This window comes from Campylobacter concisus, from assembly GCF_015229965.1.
GTDB classification, from domain to species: domain Bacteria; phylum Campylobacterota; class Campylobacteria; order Campylobacterales; family Campylobacteraceae; genus Campylobacter_A; species Campylobacter_A concisus_BD.
Genome location: NZ_JAAKZB010000014.1, coordinates 17,149 through 37,365, shown reverse-complemented (window position 1 = coordinate 37,365; position 20,217 = coordinate 17,149). Strand labels below are relative to the sequence as shown.

Here is a 20,217-nt window from a genome sequence, read left to right as displayed (position 1 = left end):
GGAGGAGTAATGAGTGATAACATTATTGGTAACGAGGTGGATACTAACGTTGAGACTGGCACTGAGCCAAGCAAAACAGAGATACCTTCTCAAACAGCTAGTGCTAAGACCATTGACAACGGACAAGATGCTGGTCTTAAAATCACAACAGATAAACCACAAGATACTCCTAAACAGACTTATGACCCTAGCGAAGACTTCGACTACTCAAAGTACGAGAACGAACTAAGATATACAGGCGATATTGGAGAGGCATCACGCAAGGAGCTATATAAGAGTTTCCCTAAGAACCTAGTGGATAACTATATAGAAAACCTAAAGGTAGCCTCAGCTTACGTAACAGAACAAGCAGCCAATCAAGCCTATAACTTAGTTGGTGGTAAGCAGGGCTATACAGATATGATAGCTTGGGCTAGCGAGAACCTCACAGAAGATGAGATAGAGGACTATAACGAGGCTATAAATAGTGGCAACCAAAGAAGAATGAATGCTGCCATTAAGGGCTTGTATGCAAGAAAGAGCCTAAATAGCACAAGTAAGCCTAAGCTAACTATGGGAGAGACAAGTAGCGGAGGTCTTAGAAACGATACATTTCTAACACGTAGAGACTACGCCAATGCAATCTCTGATGAGAGGTATAACAAAAGCCCTCAATACAGAGCAGAAGTAGATGAAAAGCTAGCCAATACTTTAAGGCTTGGTGGCTTCAAACAACAATAACAACAAGGAGAACATAGATGGATAAAGCAACAGCTTTAAATAGTGGTAGCAAGAACGGCTCATTTAGTGGCTTGGAGGCTAATGATAGAGAGCTTCTAGTAGAAAAGGTAACTGGAGAAATCCTATCTAGCTTTGAGAAAAACGTAGCTATGGAGGGTAAGTACCAACGTAAAGAGATAAATGGTGCTAAATCATTACGCTTCGAGCACATTGGTGGCATAGGTGCTTACTACCATAACGCAGGCGAGCATATCAAAGGCTCAGAGGTAGCTCACGATAAATCAGAGCTTACTCTTGATAGACCTCTTGTAAGCTCATTCTTCACTGATGATTTCAATGAAAGTATGTTGCATTACGATGCACGTAAAGAATATACAAAGAAGATGGGAGAAGTCCTAGCTCAAAAGTATGACCGCAACATTCAGATGAAGTTTATCACAGCAGCTCGTCTAAAGAACGTTATGGACGAGTATGATGGAGGCTCTGTAATAGTTGATACAAACCTAGCTAACGCTGACCTTGCTACAAGAGTTAATGCATTTGCTAAAGCTTTGATAGCTGCTAAGAAAGAGCTAATCAAAAAGAACGTTACAGGAGAAATCTTTGCTGTTACAAGCCCTGATACATACTTCGAGATTATCGAAAATAGAGCCTTACTAAACAAAGACTATGGCAATGTAGGCGATTATGCAGAAGGTACTGTGTTTAAGATTGGCGGTATCCCACTAACTTACCATAACTACCTACCAAACGTTGATGCAACAAAACCAGCTAATAAAGAGTTTTACGATGAGTATCACGGTATTAACTGCGAGGGTACTATCGCCTTTGTAGGCACTAATGAAGCAGTTGGTGTATTAAAAGGCGGAGACATCACTACTAAGATATGGGATGATGATGGCAGAATGGGTACTTGGACTAGAGCAAGCCTAGCTTGTGGTATGGGTGTATTAAGACCTGAATGTGCTGTTGAGATACGCAAAGCAGCATTACCAGCTAACTGGGCTCAAGTAATCCACGATAAGAATAGAGTAGGAGCAGGCAAGCTCCCAACAGGCTCATTCGCATAACATAGGGGGGCGTTATGCTCCCCTTTTTGTCAAAAATAAAATAAGGAGAAATAATGCCAAACGATAGAATAAAGGACGCAGTAAATACAATATTGTTAAGCGTAGGTCAAGAGATGCTAGAGGATATGAATGACCCTAGTGCTTTAATGGCTAAACGTATGCTTCAAAATGCAATAGATGAGTTACCTTACACTAATGATGACTTTGCTTATAATGACATAAACACACTTAATAGTATGCCAATAGAGGTCTATAACTTAGTTGTAGCAGTTGCAGGTCGTAAGTTTCAAACAAATGTAGTATCAAGTGAAGTCTTACATGAATTTACCGCAGAGGATGAAGCATATAATAAACGAGCTATCATAAGAAAGAAGCTAATACCTAAGAACATCCAAGCAGAAGTTGATACAGAGCTAAGCGAGCTTTACAGCTTTAGCAGCCTTGTGCCTAAGAGCTTAAAGCAAAACCTAGCACTCATCAAGCTTGAAGCTATACTCTTTGCTAAGGTAGATGAATACCCACTAAGCATTGAGAGTGTAGAGCAAAGCTATCAAGACTTTAAGAAGAGGCTCATAACAAGAAGAGAAGTACCTATGGAGGTGCTAGAAGCCACAGCTAAAGAGCTCTTTGCAATCTATGGCTTTAGTAATGTAATCCCAACAGACCTAAGTAACTCTAGTAATATAACACAAACCCTAAGGGTCATAGCTAGTTATAACTTTCAAAAGTCTATCCTAAGCCCTGATGATTATGTTATATCAGATGCTGAAAAGAACCAAAATGAGCTTGATTTACGCTTAGCAATAATAGCAAATAGATTGTATCCACCTGAGCTTTATGCAAAAGTTACAGATGAGTTTATAGCTACCTATGGCTATACACAAAGTGAGTTTAACTCTGTCATAAACGACTACATCCTTAACAAGACTATGTTTAGACTTCAAAGCATTCTTATACCAAGTGAGGCTCAAAGACCTATCACAACTGAGGATATGGATAATGCAGAAGCTAGCCTAATAACAAACCTAATAGCTCCTAAAGCACTCTATAACAGAGCCTTAAGAGAGGTTAAGATTGAGCTAGGCATTGAAGAGGGTGTAGAAGATAGTGAGATACCTGAGGCAGTATTTAGCTATGCAAGATATAAAGCAAGCTTCTTACATCAGCCAACAGCTATTATTAGCCCTAGAAAGTACGTACTAGATGAGATGATGATTATAAGAGCTAAAGCCCTAGCAGGTCAAAGCTTAGCTCCACTATCCTTTATGAACTCCAAGAGTGTCTCTAGGATACTTGATAAGGAGAACAATCCTGAAGCTGTCACATCTAGCGTAAGACCTAAATACAGACTAAAGGTAACAAATGCAAACACTAATAACTAAACACTACGCAGGGCTTTTTAATGGTATGAGCCAGCAAGCCCCTACGCTTAGGCTTGAGACGCAAGGCAACTACCAAGAAAATGCCATAAGCTCATTAGTTTATGGACTATGCCAAAGACCTCCTGTGAGTATCATTAGCTCAGGTCTAGGTTACGCTAAACCCTTTTGGCATACGATAAACAGAGACGAAGATGAGCGATACATCATAAAGCTTGATGCTAAGGGAGACCTCAAGGTTATGAACCTAAAGGGGTTTGAGTATCCAGTAGAAGGTGTAACACAGCATCAAAACTACATAACAACAAAGTCTCCACAAAATGATATAGCTATGACAACCATAGGAGACTACACCTTTATTGTTAATAAACGTAGAGTTGTAAGGATGAAGCAAGTTGTAGATAGCTTTACCTCTAACTCTGATATGTCAGCTATGGTAAAGCTATCCATTAATGCTAGGCTAGATATGACCCACACGTACTACATAAAGGTAGATGGAGTTACTCTAGCAACCTATACGCACGTAGATGGTAAAAAGAGAGATACTGGAGAGGCAGAGACACTTGATGATATAGCTCAAGAGCTTAGAGACCAAATCAACGCTCGTACAGGCTTCTCTGCTACTCAGCCAAACATCCCTTTTGAAAATGGCAGACCTACCTTTTACTTTAGAAAGGTGGATGGTACAGCCTTTACACTAGAAGTAGATGGGTGGATGGAGCAGTCTATATCAGGAGGCAATACAACTAATCTTTCAGAGTATGATAAGAGAGCTATCATCTATGTAAGTAAAGGTGTGGCAGAGCAGAATTACAGGGTTGTCCTTACTAAAAGAGGCACCACAGTCAATGCCTCGTATCAATCAGGTAATACCAATCAAGGTAGCACTTATAGAACAGAGACAATAGCAGCTAATCTTGCAAGTCAGATAAACGCAGGAGCTGGAGGGATATTTGAGACGTCATTAAACGGAGCTGTTATAGAAGTTTGGGCTAAGGATAAGTCAGACTTTACCATAGAGGTTGGAGATAGTTGGGGAGATGCAGCCCTTAAAGCCTTTAAAGGTAGAGCGCAAGCATTTAATGCCTTGCCTCCAAAAGCTCCTGATGGCTTTGTGCTTCAGATAGTAGGTAAGACAGATAGTGATGAGGGTACATACTGGGTAAGATATGAAAAGAGCTATCTAAAAGAAGGTAAGAAGATAGCTTCAACTGGTGTATGGAAAGAGTATAGAGAGCCTAATGGTTACCATAAGTTTGATAACTCTACTATGCCCCTTCAGCTAATAAGAAAGCAAGACATAGCTAGATATAGAAGTGAGAACAATCCTCTTGGTCTTTACTTTGCACTTGAGTATTGTCTTTGGTCTGATAGAGCTGTGGGAGATGAGAACTCTAACCCAAATCCAAGCTTTGTAGATAATACAATCAATGATATATTCTTATTCTCTAATAGGCTTGGCATACTAAGCGGACAATCAGTTAGCCTTACGAAGGTTGGAGACTTCTTTAACTTCTTTGCAGGTACTGTTACAGATGCTCTTGATGACGCTCCAATAGATGTAGATGTGCCTTCAACTTCTGTAACAACGCTTTACTATGCAAAGGCAAGTAGAGATAACCTTATGATATTTGGAGACGACCAGCAGTTTATCCTAAATAGCGGTAATGACCCCCTTTCATCAAAGACTATAAACGTAGCGCCAATACTATCCTATCCATTTGATGGCTCTGTAAGACCTGTAAGCTTAGGACAGATGACATACTTCATCTCTCCAAGAGGAAATGGTGTAAGCCTAAGAGAGTACTTCATACAAAACGATGGTATGATTAATGATGCTCCTAGTGTCACAGACCACGTGCCTGACCTTCTTAAATCAAGTAGCAACTACCTTGTAACAGGTATGCCTAACGAAGACATCTTATTCGTAAGCGACTACTCAAGCAAGCTCTATGTCTATAAGTATGCTTGGAGTGGAGATAAGAAAACCCAAAGCTCTTGGAGTGTATGGACGTTTGCTAAGAGTGTAGCTGGAATATTTTGCTTTGATAATAAGCTCTATATTGCCTTTGGAGATGGAGTATTAGGTAAGATAGACTTAGGCTTAGTTGGCTCAGACTATGAGTGTGTAGATTTTGATAAGCCTTTTAGTGCTATGAAAGAGGACGCTAGAGAAATCCTAGCTATCCCTAATGTCATTATGAGAAAGTATTACGATGGCTCTGAGATAACCTCTAGCACTCCTCAAAATGACTTACAAAATGCTATTGCAGGTGGCTTGCACTATGGCTATAAGTACTCATTTAAGTATCACTTCTCGCCAATCTTTCTTAAATTTACTAATGACGTAGTAGGCTCAATAGATGGTAGAACACTGCTTAGAAGGGCTACCATATATTTAGCTAAGGCTGCTAATGTCTATGTAAGCATAAGAGATTACTCATTTGATAAAGAGAAGCTAAGGTACTTTTGGGATAACCTAACAAGCACAGCACGTCCTAGTATCTATAAACGAACCTTCATACTTCGTGGAGAAGCTAAGGATAATAAGCTTTGCATAGAGAGTGCTGGCATTAAGCCTATATACATTCAATCAGTCTCCTTTGAAATCCTAACCTCACTAATAGATAAGCCACTATGATAAGAACACTTACATATAAGCCTTGCTATTGGGATGTAGTAAAGGAGCTTAAGATTTGCAAGCGTGAGAGAGATGAGCTTAAGGCACAAAGCGATATTAGCCCTAAGCAAGCTCTAAAGGATAGCCTAGATAGCTCAATAGTTGCTTGGCTACTCCTTGATGAGAGCGAGAAGTGTATAGGTGCAGGTGGAGTTGCTAAAGACCCTAAGGATGAGAAGGCAGGCGTAGTGTGGGTGCTATGTAGTGATGAGTTATTTAATAAGCACCTCTTTAGCTCTAATTCGTTTTGTTATGATGGCTTAGCTTACTGCTTCTTTAAACTAGGTCTTACAAGAGTTTATAACTATGTGAGCCTAAAGAACAAGCCCTCTATAAAGTGGCTTAAGAGCTTAGGCTTTAGCTTTGATAAAGAGTATGTAACCTTTAAGGATAAAGAGACACTCTTTGTTAAGTTTCATTTAGATAAAGGAGATTTTTAATATGTGTTATATGATAGCTATACCAATAGCAATGGCAGCTATCTCAGCAGCAGCTACCGCCTATCAAACAGTAGAGCAAAACAAAGCTCAGAACAAGGCGATAGACGCAGAGGTAAAGCAACAAGAAAGCAATATGATGGCTCAGCAAGTAGCCTTACAAGAGCAGAACCAACAAATATCAGATAAGGCAGCAGTCGAACGGCAAAAGAGACAGGCTGAGGCTTTAAGAGAGAGGTCAAGACTAAGGGTTGAAAGTGGAGGCTTAGTAGGCAACTCCATAGATGCAATCTTTAATGCTTCAAGGTTTAATGAGAACCAAGACCTAAGTGTGATAAATCAAAATGAAGAGAACGAACACGCTCAGAATGCTAGAGAGTATGAGAGACTATCTAGCCAATATACAAGTGGTGTTAAGAGCCTTCAGTCTCAATACAAGAAACACGGAGCTAGCCACCTAGAAGCAGCCCTAGCAGGAGCTGTGGGAGGCTTGCAGATGTATAGCACAGTATATGGAGCTATGAACCAATCAGGGATGATGAACCAAAGTACTCAGACAAATCAAACAGGTGGTACAACCCCTATGGAGACATCCAATGCTACAAAGGCAGGAGCTACCACCACTCAGCAAAAGAACCTGATGATTAAAAGAAGCCCTTATGCTACAAACTTCAAATCTAACTGGGGGTAATAAATGAGAATAGAGAACTCTAGGATAGCTGTAAGGAGAGTTGAAACCCCTATGCTATCTCGTAACTCATCAGCACCAAACGTTGTAGCTCAGCCTATAAATATGTATGTGCCTACTGATTTAAGTCTTAACTCTGACGTGCAGAGTGCTAGACAAAACGCTAGGATAGGCGGACTACTAAGAGAGCTTGCAGGTAACACTGTAAGGATAGCTGGAGCTAAATATCAAGAGAACGTTAAAGAAGATACCTTAAGGGGTATGCAAGACGCTAACGAAAGACTTGAGATGGATAGCTCTAGGGTTGGTGGCTTCTTGCACTCTGAAGAGGCTTATAAGAGAGGTTACAGGGCTACTGAAGATGAAGCTAGAGCTATTGATTTAAAGACCCAATTCTTAGAACAGCTAAAGCAAAATAACTACTTCTTAGATGACCCAAACCCTAGAGCAAGGACAGATGCCCTCTATAAAGAAACCTATCAAAACGTCTTTAATGAAGAGTATATGAACTCTAATGAGCGTAATGGAGCTATGAGTGAGAGTGGCATCCTTATGGCTAAACAGGCACTCCTAGAGGGAGAAGAAGCCTATAACAAAGCATACATAGAGGATAGAAAGACAAAGCTTTTAAACTCTACTAGCACATTAGTTAATTACTACGTTGATAGTATGTTTGATAAAGGGGAGCTAAACCCTATGTCTTTTCAAGAGACTATGAACTCAATCTCAGCTCAAACAAGAGAGAGCGAAGGAGGCTCTTGGCTTAGTCCCAATGAGTTAGCTACCTTTGTAGTTAGTAGAGCAGGAGACAAGATGTTAGCCTCTGTAAATGAGGGTAACTTCAAGAAAGCTGATGCAATCCTTTATAGCCTAAGAGGACTTAGGGGTGCTGATGGCAATCTACTTTATGACACAGTAGTTGGTAGTAACCCTAAGACTGGAGCTATCTCTATGCCTTACAAGGATATGATGGATAACCTAGAGGCTCAAAGCATTAAGGCTAAAGAGGAGTATAGAAAAGAGCAAGAGGCTTTACTTAAGAAAGCTCAAGAAAAGAATGCAGCTAATATGTGGATGCAGGCTTATACTTATGACACGTTAGATGAGGCAAGTAAAGTCAAATATGCTAAATCCCTCCCTTATATGGTAGCTCAGGCAGTCCAAAGCGGAGCAATAAATGGCGAGGATGGAGCAAGGCTTATGAAGTTTGGTGTTAGCCTTAGTCAAAACGCTGGCTTTGCAGAGACAACAAATACTGAGGCTTATACAAGGTTACTAAGAAAAAATCAAACAGGTAATCTAAGCTTTGATGATGTTGAGGCTAACAAAGCATATCTTACAAAAACTGATTACACAAGCTTAGTAAAGAGCATAGGCGATACAGAGACAAGCTTAAAGAGCATAGGCTTAGGTAACAATACAGCTGAGTGGAAAGCTCTTATGTCAGGCAAAGAAGCCTTAAATGACCGTATAGGTAAAACTACATTAGATAAGCTTAATCAAAATATGAGAGGGGATGCTACAAAGGCTCTTCAGCTAGTAGATAGAGAGGTTACTAAGTTTATCTATAAGGCTCAACAAGAGCAAAGAAAAGTGAGTGTGCCTGAGATAAATGACTTCTTAGATGACCTAACTGATAGGGTTATAGATGATGATACTGGACTTATAAGACCTGAATATATAGGAAGAGAGACAACTAAAAAGGATAAAGCAAATGGAGGTAAAACACAATCTATCAGAAGTGGCAGATTTGACAACACTAAATCTACCGACCAAAGAGGCACAGGAGATGACCTCGACGAAAGCTTCTTCACTAGATGATGTGGGAGGGCTAACTAAAGAAGCTTCTATGCCTAGCCCTATGCAGATAAGAAAGAAGCTAGGCATCTCTATTGAGAATACTCCCACCCCTGATTATCCCTTAAACGAACAAGGTAAAGTAGCAGACCCCTTTAGCATAAGCTCGCCTGATGATGCTTACGTGCTTTATAAAAAGGGGCTACTAGATAAAGAGGGGGCTTATATGGCAAGGGCAGGATATAACTTTAGAAACAAAGGACTGCTTGAGCTTAGCCCTGAAGATGCCAACACCCTTTATAACTCAGGACGTATGACTGAGCTTGATGCTACTAGATATGAAGAGTATCACTCAAATAAGCTTAGATATTATCTAGCTGAGGTTGGCTATAACGCTATGGGTGGAGCACTTGATGCCATTGAGAACACTAAAGACCTAGCAGTAGATAGCATAAAGGGTCTTTCAAGACTACCTGATAGGGCTAAGATTTGGGCTGATGATGTATGGAGTGGTAAGAACTTAGGGGATATGATAGAGCACCAAAAGTCTCTTTACCCTGATGACCCAAACGAAAAGGACATCATAGACTTCTCTAAGATACTCCCAAAAGATAAAGATAGCTTTGGAGAGGCTATGAGAACCCTATCTCAATTCTTAATCCCATATACTGGTGTAGCTAAAGCAGGAGCTTTTGCAAATACTATTAAAAACCCAGCACTACTTGGTATGGCAAGAGGTGCAGTAGTAGATTTTACAGCCTTTGATGGTAAAGATACTAAGGTTAGTGACCTAGTAAAAGATACCCCTCTTGATAATGCCATAGCTGAAGCTTTAAGAGCTAAAGAGGGAGATAGTGCAGTGCTACTTAGAACTAAGCAGACCATAGAGAACTTAGGACTTGGTGCATTTGCAGAGAGTATCTTTAAAGTTATAGGTGGTATTAAGAAATCAGCTGTCCTAAAAGCTAATGGCTCAGGAGCTATCTATGAAAAAGAGATAGAAAAAGCTATTGATAGCACAGGTTTAAAAGCACCTAAAGAGACCCCTAAAGTTACCCCTAAGAGTGAAAAAGAGGCTAAGAGCCTACAAGAAGCCATAGATACCAAAAGGGAAGCTAAGCTTATGGGTAAAGAGGCTGAGCCTACTAAGGTAGAAATAGAGCAACCTAAGAGTGTAGCAGATAAGCTTATAACAAAAGAGGACGTAGTAAGTCACGTTGATGAGCTAGAGGCTAACCTAAACAAAGCTAAGGTAACCCATAAAGAAGTTGAAGAAATCTCTAACACCTATGATGTTGATATGGACTTTGTTAAGAACGCTTATAAGGGCGTGCAAAACATCAACGCTAAGGTTGTAGCCATTGGCAGAACTCTAAATGACTTTGGTAAGGACTTGTTTGAGGGTATCAAAAGCTACAAAGAAAGAGGAGCTTCAGACATTGCAGAGGCTACTGAGTTATACACTAAGATGCTTCAGCACGGACGTATGCAAGATATGTTTAAAGGCATAAGCTCTGAGATAGGTAGAGGCTTGAACGCTCATAAGCTATTAAATAAACCTATAAGACTAAAAGACTTACCAACAGAGGAGCTACAAGCAAACGTAGATAGCTTAGGGGGCTTAGCTCAGATAAACAAAGAGCTTGACCTCTTTGCCAAAAGATATGAGATGAGTGTTAAAGAGGGAGCTGCTGTTACTAGAAGGGCGTCTCGTGGAGGCTCTTGGTATGATGTAGTTATGGGTATGGGTCAAGGAGCTATGCTCTCAAGTCCTCAGACACACATAAAGAACGTGCTAGGCAACCTTACAATGATAGGCTTAAGAGAGATAGAACACCTTACAGCTCTAGCAGGTAGGTCTATTGCAGACAAAGACCTTAAGCATTTTAAAGAGTATTACTACAAGTGGGCTGGGTTTGTGGCAGGTGCTAAAGATAGCCTAAAGCTTGCTAAGTATTCTAAAGATGGTAAGAACGGAAATGCCATAAAAGCCTTTCTAAATAACAGACCTATATTAGATGTAGGAGAGAAGTGGAACGAAGCACTCACAGCTAATGTTAGAGGTGTCTTTGGCAAGATGTTTGATGAAGAAGGTAGGCTCATACCAAAAGAGCAAAGAGTAGCAAGTGATGTAAAAGACTATGTCTCAGACCTAACCTATAACTTTATCTTTAGGGCTCTTACTGGAGTTGATGAGGTCTTTAAAAACATATCTTATAAGGGAGAGTTATATAGACAAGCTGCTGAGACTATGAACGAGCAAGGGCTTAAGTTTGGCTCTAAGATGGAGCAGGCTGAGTTTATCAGCAACTTTGTAAATAACCCTACTACTAAGCAGTATCAAAGAGCAATAGATATGGCTAGAAGGGCTACATTTACTACTCCTACATCTGTATCTAATCCTTTTGACAAACTCACACAGCCTGTATATCACGCACTAGCTAATGGCTCATTAGGTATTAACCAACCTTTAAGATGGCTACAAGATATGTCTAATAGCCCTAATATAGTTATGAAAACAGCTGCTAGATTAGTAGTGCCTTTTAGAACAACTCCAGCAAACATTACAAAAGAGATGTTAAGACGCATACCTCCATTTACCTTCTTTAGTAGGGAGTGGCTAGGAGACTTTGCAGCAGGAGGCACTAGAAGGGCTATGGCTATATCACAAGTAGTTGTTAGCTCTATGATTATAGGGGCTATATGGGAGCTATATAGAAATGGCATCATCTTATCAGCAACAGATACAAAGCAAAGCAAGGCTTTAGGTTTAGCAAACATACCTGAAAACAGCATCATAGTAGGAGATAGAGCTTATAGCTTCGAAGGACTTGACCCACTTTCATCAAACATAGCCTTAGTATCTAATGTGCTTAGTGCTTGGGATAAGGTTGAGAGTGACCCAGAGCAAGACGAGAGCTTCTTAGCAGCTCTAACAGGTGCATTTATTAAGACAGCGACAAACAAGTCTTATATGAAAGGTGCTAAGGACTTCATAGAGTTGTTTTCAGACCCTAACGAAGAGAAGGGACAAAAGGTAGTTAAGTGGTCTTATAACCTCTTAGGTGCTCGTGTGCCTTATAGTGCTTTAAATAGAAGGATAAGGGAGTATTGGTTAGATGAAAGTAAGACAGAGAAACAAAAGTTTCGTGACTATATAACAGCTAGCCTACCTTTTGGAGAGATGCCAAAAGCTCTTAACCTCTTTGGAGAGCCAAGCCCTAAGGCTGAGCGAATGTTTTTAGGTGTTACAAATACAGCTACCTTTGATAGAAGCTCTATCGAGTATGAACTAGCAAGCTTAGGCGTAGGCACTGACCCATTAAAGGGAAATACTATGGAGTTTAATGGTGTAAAGCTACCAATAGAGGCAGCTGATAAAACCATCATAAGAGGCATAGTAAAAGAGCTAGGACTTAAAGAGAAGCTTATAGATGTTATGAATAACCCTAGCTACCAAGCTTTAGCTCTTGATAGCGACAAGGCTGCTTTCTTGCAAGATATTATCACAACTTTTTACTCTAGTGCTAAACAGATTTATATAACTAGAGAAGAAGAGAAACTAGACAAAGTTAAAGAGAGACTAGAAAAGGATATGCAGACAAGGTTTGACCCTGCACTTGCAAATGAAGCTAACAGACAACAACCACTATGGATGTTAAGGAGAGGCAATGATTGATGAAGTCTTTAGGAAAAATAAGACTACACAAAAGATAGCAGATGCAGAAGAGAGGTTTCTTAAAATCTCTCCAATGCCTGATGGAAGTAAAGTAGTTGATACAAGAAGCTCAAGGCTTACCTATGTGGCTGACCCTGTAGATGATAAGGATGCCATTAACAAGTCTTGGGCTACAAAGTATTTTAAAGAAGAAAAGGACGCTGTAACTAAGCTAGGAGAGAGTGCAACAGCTAAGAGTGCTGAGCTTGATACTAAGTTAGTTAAGTTTAACTCTGATAAAGCAAGCATAGAGCAAACAGGCGAAGAGCTAAAAGTCCTTAGTGCAGAGACAAAGAGCAGGGCTGAAGAGACTAAAGCAAAGCTAGAGAGCACCTTAGTACAGCTAGAGCAAGCTAAGACAAAGATAGATAGCTTCAATACTGACTATGCAAAAGCTAAAGAGCTTAAAGGAGATGTTGAAGGTAAGGCTGTTGAAGTAAAAGCAAACTTAGATAGTGTTAGAAGTGTGCTAGCAGATGTTACCTCAAAGAGTACAGACATCTTGCTTACCTATAACAATGCTAAGCAGGACTTAACAAACTTAGGTAATGCTACTAAACTAGATATAGGGGATGTGGCTACAAGAACAAAGCAAGAGATAGACGTGGCTAAAGCTAGCATAGATACAAAAGCCAATGAAGCCCTTAATACAGCTGCATCATCTCTAAATGAGATTAAGACTATCCTTAATGACTTTAAAGGCAAACAAACGGAGCTAAACGCTCTTAAAGCTAGCCTAGAGACCCTAAAGAGTAGCCTAGAGAGCCTTAACAAATCAGGGCTTATTAATGACACCCAAGCAGGTGTAGCTCAAACTTACTCTAGCAATAAGATAAATAACTTGTTGCAAGGGGTACTAAGAGAGAGTGATGCCAGTGAGGGCAACACAGCTGGTAAGCTTGTAAAAAGAAACGCTCAAGGTAATATCTATGCAACCAATGTCTATCTCAATGCTACAACTAAAGCCGAAGTGAGTGATATAAAGAACTCTTTAGCTACTGATAAGTGGAGATTTATAGTAAGAGATACTGGAGAGGGTCTGCTTAGGTCTATGTCTATTAAGGACTTTATAAACTCCCAAGAGGTTGATGCCTATGGAAAGACTGAGAGCGACAATAGGTATCTAGCAAAGAGTGAAGCTAGCACAGATAATGAAGCAAATAAGGTTGTTAAGAGAGGGCAAGATGGTTTTATATCTGTTGGAACGATAGCCTCATACACCTCCATAGCGTCTCCTGCGTATGATATATTCCTTGAAAGAAATAACTATGACTATACTTTTGGTGTGTTTTTCAATAATTCACTATATAGAGTTAGAGCTCGTGACATTAAAGGATATTTAGATAATTATTATGCTGATAAGAAAATCACAGAGAAAGGCTTAAATGATATTAGAGCAAACATACCCCCTAGGAACAAACCAAATGGCTATGCAGGACTAGATGCTAAGGGAAAAATAACTCTTGACCTCTTGCCCTATACTGAGAATATTGTAGAGCTTTCTAATGAGATGAGTATTGACCCTCGGAAAGGTAAAAACTTCATAATAACCTTAGACAGCACACGCGGAGATTTTTCTTTTTGGCCAACTCAGTTTGGCGTAGGACAGGGTGGTGTTATAGTTGTTAAAGGGGCTAATAGAATAGAAAGCTGGAATAGCAATATAAAATGGAGAGAAGTGCCAACTGATTTAGGAGAAACTGAAGTCTTTTCTTACTTCATAGCTAGTGCAAGCGAAGTATATATGGGGAGGGCATAATGAGCTTTATGATAGGTTGTGGCGGTGGCTATACAGATGGTAAGCCTGCTTTGATGACCCCTAAATATTTTAATACTCAAGCTAGCATAGAGCTAAACCTTGCAAAAGGGGAGCAGCATACCTTAACAAAAGAGGTGCTTAAAGCAGAGGTTGGGAACACTTATGAGTATAGTGGTGTTAAAAGGCGTCGCCTATACATCTCTTTAAACTATCGCTTTTTCTCAGAGGGAAGTACATTATGGCTTTTAGAAAATGGAGATTTTAGTAAGTCCGTAATTCTAGGCTATATATGGAGAAGTGAAGATAAACTTCGCTTCTTGTATAAGGGAAGCTCTAAAGAACTATCTAGCTCTATCGCAAGTGATAGAATGCAATATCCCCTCAAAGGCTATAATATTGAAGCATCTGTGCTTCTTTCTGTAAAAGGAATATCTGCTTATGCAGAAAAAGATATGCTAGAAGTTTCTTTTTCTGAGGATTTTCTTAATGACACTAACTCTACTTTCTCTTTGGTATTTAAAAGAGGAGATAAAGGGGGAGATGATTACTTCAATACAAGAGGGAATAGCCTATATGCTAAGGGAGAGTATAACTCCTATGATAATCTTACAGCCCCTAACTTTGTTATCCCTAAGTCAAAGCGAAACGTAGAGTTTATTATAGGGGATTGGAGTGACACCTTAGCTAATAAGCGTTTTAGGGCACAGACTACCTCTTTAGGTGGCTCAGGATTTCTACAAGGGACTATCACGCTAACACCTGCTGAAAACTCAACAGGGAGTAGAGGGGCTTACAAAACAAGTGTGTGGATTTATAAAAAAGATACTTACCTTGTAATGAGAGCTTCAGTACAAGCAACAGGGGGCAAGAAAGAGTTTATAAACTTAACACTCTCTAGTGTTTCGCTTTCTTACTTTTAAAGGAGGGATAAATGGAACTATATAGTTTGAAGGATGACCTTGTAGCAGAGACCCCTTACGTTATAACAGATAAGGGTACGCTTTATACAAAGTTTTTAGATGATAAAGAGCTAAAAGAGCTAGGGTATCTAAAGGTATCCTACAAGGATTATCCAGCAAATGTAGATGAGTTTAAAAAGGTGGTGCAGTCTAGCGAAGTCAAAGGGGACACTTACGTAATATCTTATGAGATAGTAAGCAAGAACCTAGAGGAACTTACAGCACTCTTTAAAGAAAAGACCCAAGAGCTTTTAGATGCTAAGGCAAGAGAGAAAGGATACGATGACATCCTCTCAGCTTGCTCTTATGCAGGCTACGACAATGATTTCAAAGCTGAAGGAGAAGCCTTTGGTATATGGAGAGCTAAGGTATGGAAGTATGGCTATGGCTTGCTAAATGCTATTGCTGAGGGTAAGCATAAGATGCCTAAGAGTTTTGATGAGATTTTAACAGAGATGCCAACACTTGAGGAGGTGCATAATGGCTGAGAAGTTACAAAGAATAGTTGTAAAGCCTTTTGGTAAGGATAACTTTGAGACAGCTAGTCCGTTTAAGTATAAAGACATAGACATACCTGTGGGCTACATAACAGATGGTGCAAGTATCCCTAGAATATTTTGGTGGATGTTTGAGCCTTATAGTCCTGAGTATCTAACAGCTTCTGTGATACACGATTACTTAACAGATGATGCGCTAAGACTTTATATAAAGCTAGGCAACAATAGTGATTTTAAAGTGGCTGATGATACCTTTAGGGAACTCTTGGAACTTCTAGGGGTATCAAAATGGAAGATACTGCTTTTCTATTACAGCGTAAGAGCCTATCACATAATCAAATATGGGAGAGATACAAGTGCTAAGTCCTAGTTTATATTTAAGTGGCTTTTTGCTGCTTATTACTTTGTTTCTAGGGTATAGGTATCAAAGCTTGGATAATGAACTTAGCGTTACAAGAGCTAATCTAAAGGCTAGCGATGATATGAATTTAAAGCTAAAGGATGAGATAAACGAGCAAGATAGGCTCATCTCTCTTAAGCTTGATACTATTGAAAAGGTCAGCAGACAAAAGCAAATAATAGAAATAAAGGCTAGTAAAGTCAAAGAAAGGGTGCAAAATGAGGACAAAAAGGATATGTCTGGTGCTCTTAGCATCAGCGTTTCTTATGTGCTTGATGGGTTGCGAAAGCAAGCAGGTAGTACTAAATAAGTATGACAAGATACCAAGCTACCTTCTTGAAGCCCCTATGATAGCAGATAGGAACGTAACAAACCAAAGCGAAGCAGGGGTGTTACTAATAGATGTTTATAGTGGTTATGAGAAGTGTATAGGACAGCTAGAGGATATAAAAAAGTATGAAAGGAACAGGGATGGACGGCAATAATGTAGGACAAATCCTAGACTTTGCTTTAAAAGCGGATAAGCTAGGGGTTGTGGGTATATTAATCTTGGTTGTCTTTGTGCTAGTTGGGTTTTGTGTATATACCATTAAGTCTCTTAAAGAGCCTATGCACCAACTAGCTGAAAACGGAAGAGTAAGTAATGAGCTATTTAAACAAGCTTTGGATTATTCAAGGGATTTAAATAGTGAAATCAGAAGTGACCTAAAGGACATCAAAACAAAGACAGATAGTATTCACGATTGCTGTAAAGAGGTCAGGTTTAATCAAGGTAGTAACATCTCTTATCAAGCAGTAGTACCACCTATGGTTAGACAAAGAAGAAGCATTGAGGAGGATGATGATAAATGGTTAAACTAGATGATAGTAAGAGAACAAGGTGTGTTATCTATACTAGGGTTATGGGTTATCACAGACCAATAGAGAGCTTTAATCTCGGTAAGAAAGGGGAGCATAAAGAGAGAGTAAAGTTTAAGGAGAGAGCTAATGTCTAACTTTAAAGAAGCTATGGCACTCTTAGAGACCTTAGAGTTTAACTCCCCTTCTAATATACTCCATAAGAACTCTAATGAAAAGGACGTAACCTTTTATGGTATCTACAAGTACGCACACCCATCTTGGATAGGCTGGGATAAGGTAAGCCAAGCCATAGAAGCCACAGGAAACCTAGAGAGAGCTAGCATTATCTTATCTAAAGATGAAGAGCTAAAAGCACAGGTATATAAGTTTTATAAGGCTGAGTTTTGGGATGTTATGAAGCTAGACTACATCAATGATAACATAAAGGCAAACGAGATGTTTATCTTTGGTGTTAATGCAGGTCATCATAACGCTATCAAAGCAGCTCAAAAGCTAGTAGGAGTAAGTGTTGATGGCGTCATAGGAGAAAAGACTATAAAGGCTATAAATGACTATGATATGCTAGCCTTTGACTTGGGTTATGATAGACTAGAAGTTGCCTATTATCAATCACTTATTGAGAAAAACCCTAGCCTTGCTATAAACGAAAGAGGATGGATAAGGAGAGCAAAAGCAGTATGAATGAAGCAAAAGAGAGAATACAAGGTCTATTCATAGACATAATGGAGCTAACTCTAAAAGACACCATTGATAAGCTAAAGAGAGGCGAGGCAGACAGCAAGGATATAAGAAATGCTATAACACTCCTAAAGGATAATGGCTTTACCTTAAGAGACCTTGACGTTGCTAAAGACCCTAATGAGTTTCTTGCAGAGTTAGCACAGAATATGCCAAGACTACCTAAGCTAAACAAATATGGAGAAATCATAGCAGAGCCTGAGGAGATAGTGGATGGAGAGTGATATTGAACGTATAAAGGGAGACTTTAAGCAGTTTCTCTTTATAGTGTGGAAGCACCTTAACCTACCTAATCCAACTCCAGTGCAGTTTCAAATAGCTGATTACCTCCAAGAGCCTGATATAAAGAGAAAGATAATAGAGGGCTTTAGAGGTATAGGTAAGTCTTGGATTACCTCAAGCTTTGTGTGTTGGTTACTACTACGTGACCCACAAGCTAAGGTATTAGTTGTCTCAGCCTCTAAACAAAGGGCTGATGACTTTAGTGTATTTACACAAAGATTGATATGTGAGCTACCGCTACTTCAACATCTCATACCTACAAGCGACCAAAGGCAATCTAAGGTAGCCTTCGATGTAGCCCCTGCATTAGCTAGTCACGCTCCGAGCGTCAAGTCATTAGGTATAACATCAATGCTTACAGGCTCACGTGCTGACTACATAATCGCAGATGACGTTGAAGTACCTAATAACTCAGCCACAGCTGACCTAAGAGAGAAGCTACTTAAAGCTGTAAAAGAGTTTGAGGCTATCTTAACACCTAAAGAGACGTCTCAAATAATCTATCTAGGTACTCCACAAACTGAAGAGAGTATCTATAACAAGCTAAGGGCTACTGGGTTTCATTGCAGGGTTTGGACTGCTGAGATACCTCAAAAGGATACCTATAATGGTGCATTAGCTCCTAGCATTGAAGAGATGATAGAAAGAGGAGAGCCAGCAGGAACTCCAACAGACCCAAGGAGATTTACAAGAGATGACCTAAATGAGCGTAAGCTCTCTTATGGCAGAAGTGGATATGCTCTTCAATATATGCTAGATACTAGCTTAAGTGATAGTGAGAGATACCCTCTTAAGACTGGAGATTTAGTAGTTACTAACTTACCTTATGACAAAGCACCTATTAACCTTAGCTATGGTAGTGCTAAGGAGCAGATAATAAGAGAGCTACCTAATGTTGGCTTTGAGGGAGATAGATGGTTTTATCCAATGTTTTGTGATAGTGAGTATGCTCCATATACTGGCTCAGTAATGGCTATTGACCCTAGTGGTAGGGGTGGAGATGAGACAGGATATGCAGTAGTTAAGCACCTACACGGAAGGTTATTCGTCACAGCTTGTGGTGGTCTTACAGGTGGTTACAGTGAAGAGACACTAATAAAGCTAGCATCAATAGCTAAAGAGAACAATGTAAATGAGATATTAGTAGAGAGTAACTTTGGAGATGGTATGTATGTAGAGCTTCTTAAGCCAGTATTAAATACTATCTATCAATGTGCTGTCTCAGAGGTATCTCACTCAACCCAAAAAGAGAAACGTATCATAGACACCCTTGAGCCAGTCCTAAACGCTCATAAGCTTGTCTTTGACTATAAGGCTGTTAAAGAGGATTTAAAGCCATTTCTTGATGGCTCTTATGATGATAGCAGGTTTGTGTATAGTCTATTCTATCAACTCACTCATATAACAAAAGACAGAGGCTCTTTAAGGCACGATGACCGCCTTGATGCACTAGCTATGGCAGTAGCTTATTGGCAAAAGCAAGTTGGAGCTGACCCTAAGAAGCTCCTAAGGAACTATCAAGAACGCATTGACAACAAGCTACTTGATGAGTACTTAGCCGAGCTTAATATGAGTAAAAGAGAAAGAACAAAGTTTAGGAAGTTTATATAGTAAAGTTAAGGGAGAGGCTAACTGCTTTCTCCCATTTCATTCATAAAGGGGTCTAGGAGCTTCTACAATCAACGAACGTCATCAGGGTAGTATGATTACCTTCTGAAAGGCGAACGTTTAACCTAGAGCCTCCTAGATAGCTTTATGAGCCTTAGCATTTCTAAAGACCATTTTTAGGCTATATTTAAAAAGACCCTTTAAATAGGCTAAGAAATCATAAACATTCATAAAGGTGTCTAGGAGCTTCTACAAAGGGCAAACGCTTTTAGACGATAGATTATACCTCTAGCAACCCTTTCGTTTAACCTAGAGCCTCCTAGACCCCTTAGAATTGATTTTCTATTTGTTATTCATATAATCAAATCTAGGCTCAGTAAAAGGAAGTATGTAATCCATATCAGCCACAGAGAAGCGAGGAGCTGGCTTAGGGGGCTTAAACTCTCTCTTTATAAGTGTCCTATCCACTCTTAATCCTGCTGCTGTATAGACCTTAGCCTTTGTGCTTAGAGAGCCAAAGTTTCTTAGGGCTTCTTTAACATTCTTACCTAGAAGCTTGATACTCATCAAGACTATTTCGTCTCCCCTTACTAGGTCTTGCATTAGATAGTGCAAGTTGTCCTG

At 39.7% G+C, this 20,217-nt stretch carries 20 protein-coding genes; 19 read left to right on the top strand and 1 reads right to left on the bottom strand.

All coding sequences use genetic code 11. From position 1 onward, the window contains the following. Positions 1-9: 9 nt before the first annotated feature. The 19 genes from G6W43_RS07045 to terL all read left to right on the top strand — a co-directional run bounded on the left by G6W43_RS07045 (position 10) and on the right by terL (position 19,596). A complete protein-coding gene (locus G6W43_RS07045) occupies positions 10-720 on the top strand; it encodes a capsid assembly protein (protein WP_194169464.1) in 711 nt (236 codons plus the stop codon). A gap of 17 nt (positions 721-737) precedes the next feature. Next, positions 738-1,790, top strand: a complete 1,053-nt coding sequence (locus tag G6W43_RS07040; RefSeq protein ID WP_103575734.1) for a hypothetical protein — start codon at positions 738-740, stop codon at positions 1,788-1,790. 53 nt (positions 1,791-1,843) lie between these two features. Beyond that, on the top strand, positions 1,844-3,172 hold the full coding sequence (locus tag G6W43_RS07035) for a hypothetical protein (protein WP_194169463.1): 1,329 nt from the start codon (positions 1,844-1,846) through the stop codon (positions 3,170-3,172). Then, positions 3,153-5,810: a hypothetical protein gene (locus G6W43_RS07030; RefSeq protein WP_194169462.1), complete on the top strand. Its 2,658-nt coding sequence runs from the start codon at positions 3,153-3,155 to the stop codon at positions 5,808-5,810. Before G6W43_RS07035 ends, G6W43_RS07030 begins: the two co-directional genes overlap by 20 nt. Beyond that, positions 5,807-6,289, top strand: coding sequence for a hypothetical protein (locus tag G6W43_RS07025; RefSeq protein ID WP_194169461.1), 483 nt, complete (start codon positions 5,807-5,809; stop codon positions 6,287-6,289). The genes G6W43_RS07030 and G6W43_RS07025 overlap by 4 nt, the downstream gene beginning before the upstream one ends. A 1-nt stretch (position 6,290) precedes the next feature. Beyond that, positions 6,291-6,977 (top strand): virion core protein, T7 gp14 family, encoded by a 687-nt coding sequence (locus G6W43_RS07020; protein WP_103575738.1) that lies wholly within the window; start codon positions 6,291-6,293, stop codon positions 6,975-6,977. A 3-nt stretch (positions 6,978-6,980) separates the two neighbouring features. Beyond that, entirely contained in the window at positions 6,981-8,795 is a 1,815-nt protein-coding gene (locus G6W43_RS07015) for a hypothetical protein (protein WP_194169460.1), read from the top strand. Then, a complete protein-coding gene (locus tag G6W43_RS07010; protein WP_194169459.1) occupies positions 8,689-12,450 on the top strand; it encodes a hypothetical protein in 3,762 nt (1,253 codons plus the stop codon). Before G6W43_RS07015 ends, G6W43_RS07010 begins: the two co-directional genes overlap by 107 nt. Beyond that, entirely contained in the window at positions 12,443-14,248 is a 1,806-nt protein-coding gene (locus G6W43_RS07005) for a coiled-coil domain-containing protein (RefSeq protein ID WP_194169458.1), read from the top strand. Before G6W43_RS07010 ends, G6W43_RS07005 begins: the two co-directional genes overlap by 8 nt. After that, positions 14,248-15,168 carry a hypothetical protein gene (locus tag G6W43_RS07000; protein ID WP_194169457.1) on the top strand — a complete coding sequence of 307 codons (921 nt, stop codon included), beginning with the start codon at positions 14,248-14,250 and terminating at the stop codon, positions 15,166-15,168. The genes G6W43_RS07005 and G6W43_RS07000 overlap by 1 nt, the downstream gene beginning before the upstream one ends. Positions 15,169-15,179: 11 nt before the next feature. Beyond that, a complete protein-coding gene (locus G6W43_RS06995; RefSeq protein ID WP_194169456.1) occupies positions 15,180-15,695 on the top strand; it encodes a hypothetical protein in 516 nt (171 codons plus the stop codon). Further along, positions 15,688-16,074, top strand: a complete 387-nt coding sequence (locus tag G6W43_RS06990) for a DUF1353 domain-containing protein (RefSeq protein WP_103567420.1) — start codon at positions 15,688-15,690, stop codon at positions 16,072-16,074. Before G6W43_RS06995 ends, G6W43_RS06990 begins: the two co-directional genes overlap by 8 nt. Positions 16,075-16,135: 61 nt before the next feature. Continuing rightward, a complete protein-coding gene (locus G6W43_RS06985) occupies positions 16,136-16,414 on the top strand; it encodes a hypothetical protein (RefSeq protein ID WP_194169455.1) in 279 nt (92 codons plus the stop codon). Beyond that, entirely contained in the window at positions 16,380-16,589 is a 210-nt protein-coding gene (locus tag G6W43_RS06980) for a hypothetical protein (protein WP_194169454.1), read from the top strand. Before G6W43_RS06985 ends, G6W43_RS06980 begins: the two co-directional genes overlap by 35 nt. Then, positions 16,576-16,965 (top strand): hypothetical protein, encoded by a 390-nt coding sequence (locus G6W43_RS06975; protein WP_194169453.1) that lies wholly within the window; start codon positions 16,576-16,578, stop codon positions 16,963-16,965. Before G6W43_RS06980 ends, G6W43_RS06975 begins: the two co-directional genes overlap by 14 nt. Then, complete coding sequence (gene nrdD, locus G6W43_RS06970; protein ID WP_141090793.1) at positions 16,953-17,099, top strand: anaerobic ribonucleoside-triphosphate reductase; 147 nt, start codon at positions 16,953-16,955, stop codon at positions 17,097-17,099. Before G6W43_RS06975 ends, nrdD begins: the two co-directional genes overlap by 13 nt. Continuing rightward, positions 17,092-17,646: a putative peptidoglycan-binding domain-containing protein gene (locus G6W43_RS06965; RefSeq protein ID WP_194169452.1), complete on the top strand. Its 555-nt coding sequence runs from the start codon at positions 17,092-17,094 to the stop codon at positions 17,644-17,646. The genes nrdD and G6W43_RS06965 overlap by 8 nt, the downstream gene beginning before the upstream one ends. Next, positions 17,643-17,927 (top strand): hypothetical protein, encoded by a 285-nt coding sequence (locus tag G6W43_RS06960; protein WP_103575749.1) that lies wholly within the window; start codon positions 17,643-17,645, stop codon positions 17,925-17,927. The genes G6W43_RS06965 and G6W43_RS06960 overlap by 4 nt, the downstream gene beginning before the upstream one ends. Continuing rightward, positions 17,917-19,596, top strand: coding sequence for a phage terminase large subunit (terL, locus tag G6W43_RS06955; RefSeq protein ID WP_194169451.1), 1,680 nt, complete (start codon positions 17,917-17,919; stop codon positions 19,594-19,596). Before G6W43_RS06960 ends, terL begins: the two co-directional genes overlap by 11 nt. 339 nt (positions 19,597-19,935) lie before the next feature. Here terL and G6W43_RS06950 read toward each other — a convergent pair whose 3' ends face one another. After that, positions 19,936-20,196: a hypothetical protein gene (locus G6W43_RS06950; RefSeq protein WP_194169450.1), complete on the bottom strand. Its 261-nt coding sequence runs from the start codon at positions 20,194-20,196 to the stop codon at positions 19,936-19,938. Positions 20,197-20,217: the final 21 nt, after the last annotated feature.

Excerpts from the sequence above, each read along its gene's own strand:
- G6W43_RS06965 (WP_194169452.1), top strand. The coding sequence starts at position 17,092 with ATGTCTAACTTTAAAGAAGCTATGGCACTCTTAGAGACCTTAGAGTTT.
- terL (WP_194169451.1), top strand. The coding sequence starts at position 17,917 with ATGGAGAGTGATATTGAACGTATAAAGGGAGACTTTAAGCAGTTTCTC.
- G6W43_RS07040 (WP_103575734.1), top strand. The coding sequence starts at position 738 with ATGGATAAAGCAACAGCTTTAAATAGTGGTAGCAAGAACGGCTCATTT.
- G6W43_RS07015 (WP_194169460.1), top strand. The coding sequence starts at position 6,981 with ATGAGAATAGAGAACTCTAGGATAGCTGTAAGGAGAGTTGAAACCCCT.
- G6W43_RS06975 (WP_194169453.1), top strand. The coding sequence starts at position 16,576 with ATGGACGGCAATAATGTAGGACAAATCCTAGACTTTGCTTTAAAAGCG.
- G6W43_RS07030 (WP_194169462.1), top strand. The coding sequence starts at position 3,153 with ATGCAAACACTAATAACTAAACACTACGCAGGGCTTTTTAATGGTATG.
- G6W43_RS06960 (WP_103575749.1), top strand. The coding sequence starts at position 17,643 with ATGAATGAAGCAAAAGAGAGAATACAAGGTCTATTCATAGACATAATG.
- nrdD (WP_141090793.1), top strand. The coding sequence starts at position 16,953 with ATGGTTAAACTAGATGATAGTAAGAGAACAAGGTGTGTTATCTATACT.
- G6W43_RS06990 (WP_103567420.1), top strand. The coding sequence starts at position 15,688 with ATGGCTGAGAAGTTACAAAGAATAGTTGTAAAGCCTTTTGGTAAGGAT.
- G6W43_RS06980 (WP_194169454.1), top strand. The coding sequence starts at position 16,380 with ATGGGTTGCGAAAGCAAGCAGGTAGTACTAAATAAGTATGACAAGATA.
- G6W43_RS06995 (WP_194169456.1), top strand. The coding sequence starts at position 15,180 with ATGGAACTATATAGTTTGAAGGATGACCTTGTAGCAGAGACCCCTTAC.
- G6W43_RS07020 (WP_103575738.1), top strand. The coding sequence starts at position 6,291 with ATGTGTTATATGATAGCTATACCAATAGCAATGGCAGCTATCTCAGCA.
- G6W43_RS07005 (WP_194169458.1), top strand. The coding sequence starts at position 12,443 with ATGATTGATGAAGTCTTTAGGAAAAATAAGACTACACAAAAGATAGCA.
- G6W43_RS07010 (WP_194169459.1), top strand. The coding sequence starts at position 8,689 with ATGGAGGTAAAACACAATCTATCAGAAGTGGCAGATTTGACAACACTA.
- G6W43_RS07000 (WP_194169457.1), top strand. The coding sequence starts at position 14,248 with ATGAGCTTTATGATAGGTTGTGGCGGTGGCTATACAGATGGTAAGCCT.
- G6W43_RS06950 (WP_194169450.1), bottom strand. The coding sequence starts at position 20,196 with ATGCAAGACCTAGTAAGGGGAGACGAAATAGTCTTGATGAGTATCAAG.
- G6W43_RS07035 (WP_194169463.1), top strand. The coding sequence starts at position 1,844 with ATGCCAAACGATAGAATAAAGGACGCAGTAAATACAATATTGTTAAGC.
- G6W43_RS07025 (WP_194169461.1), top strand. The coding sequence starts at position 5,807 with ATGATAAGAACACTTACATATAAGCCTTGCTATTGGGATGTAGTAAAG.
- G6W43_RS07045 (WP_194169464.1), top strand. The coding sequence starts at position 10 with ATGAGTGATAACATTATTGGTAACGAGGTGGATACTAACGTTGAGACT.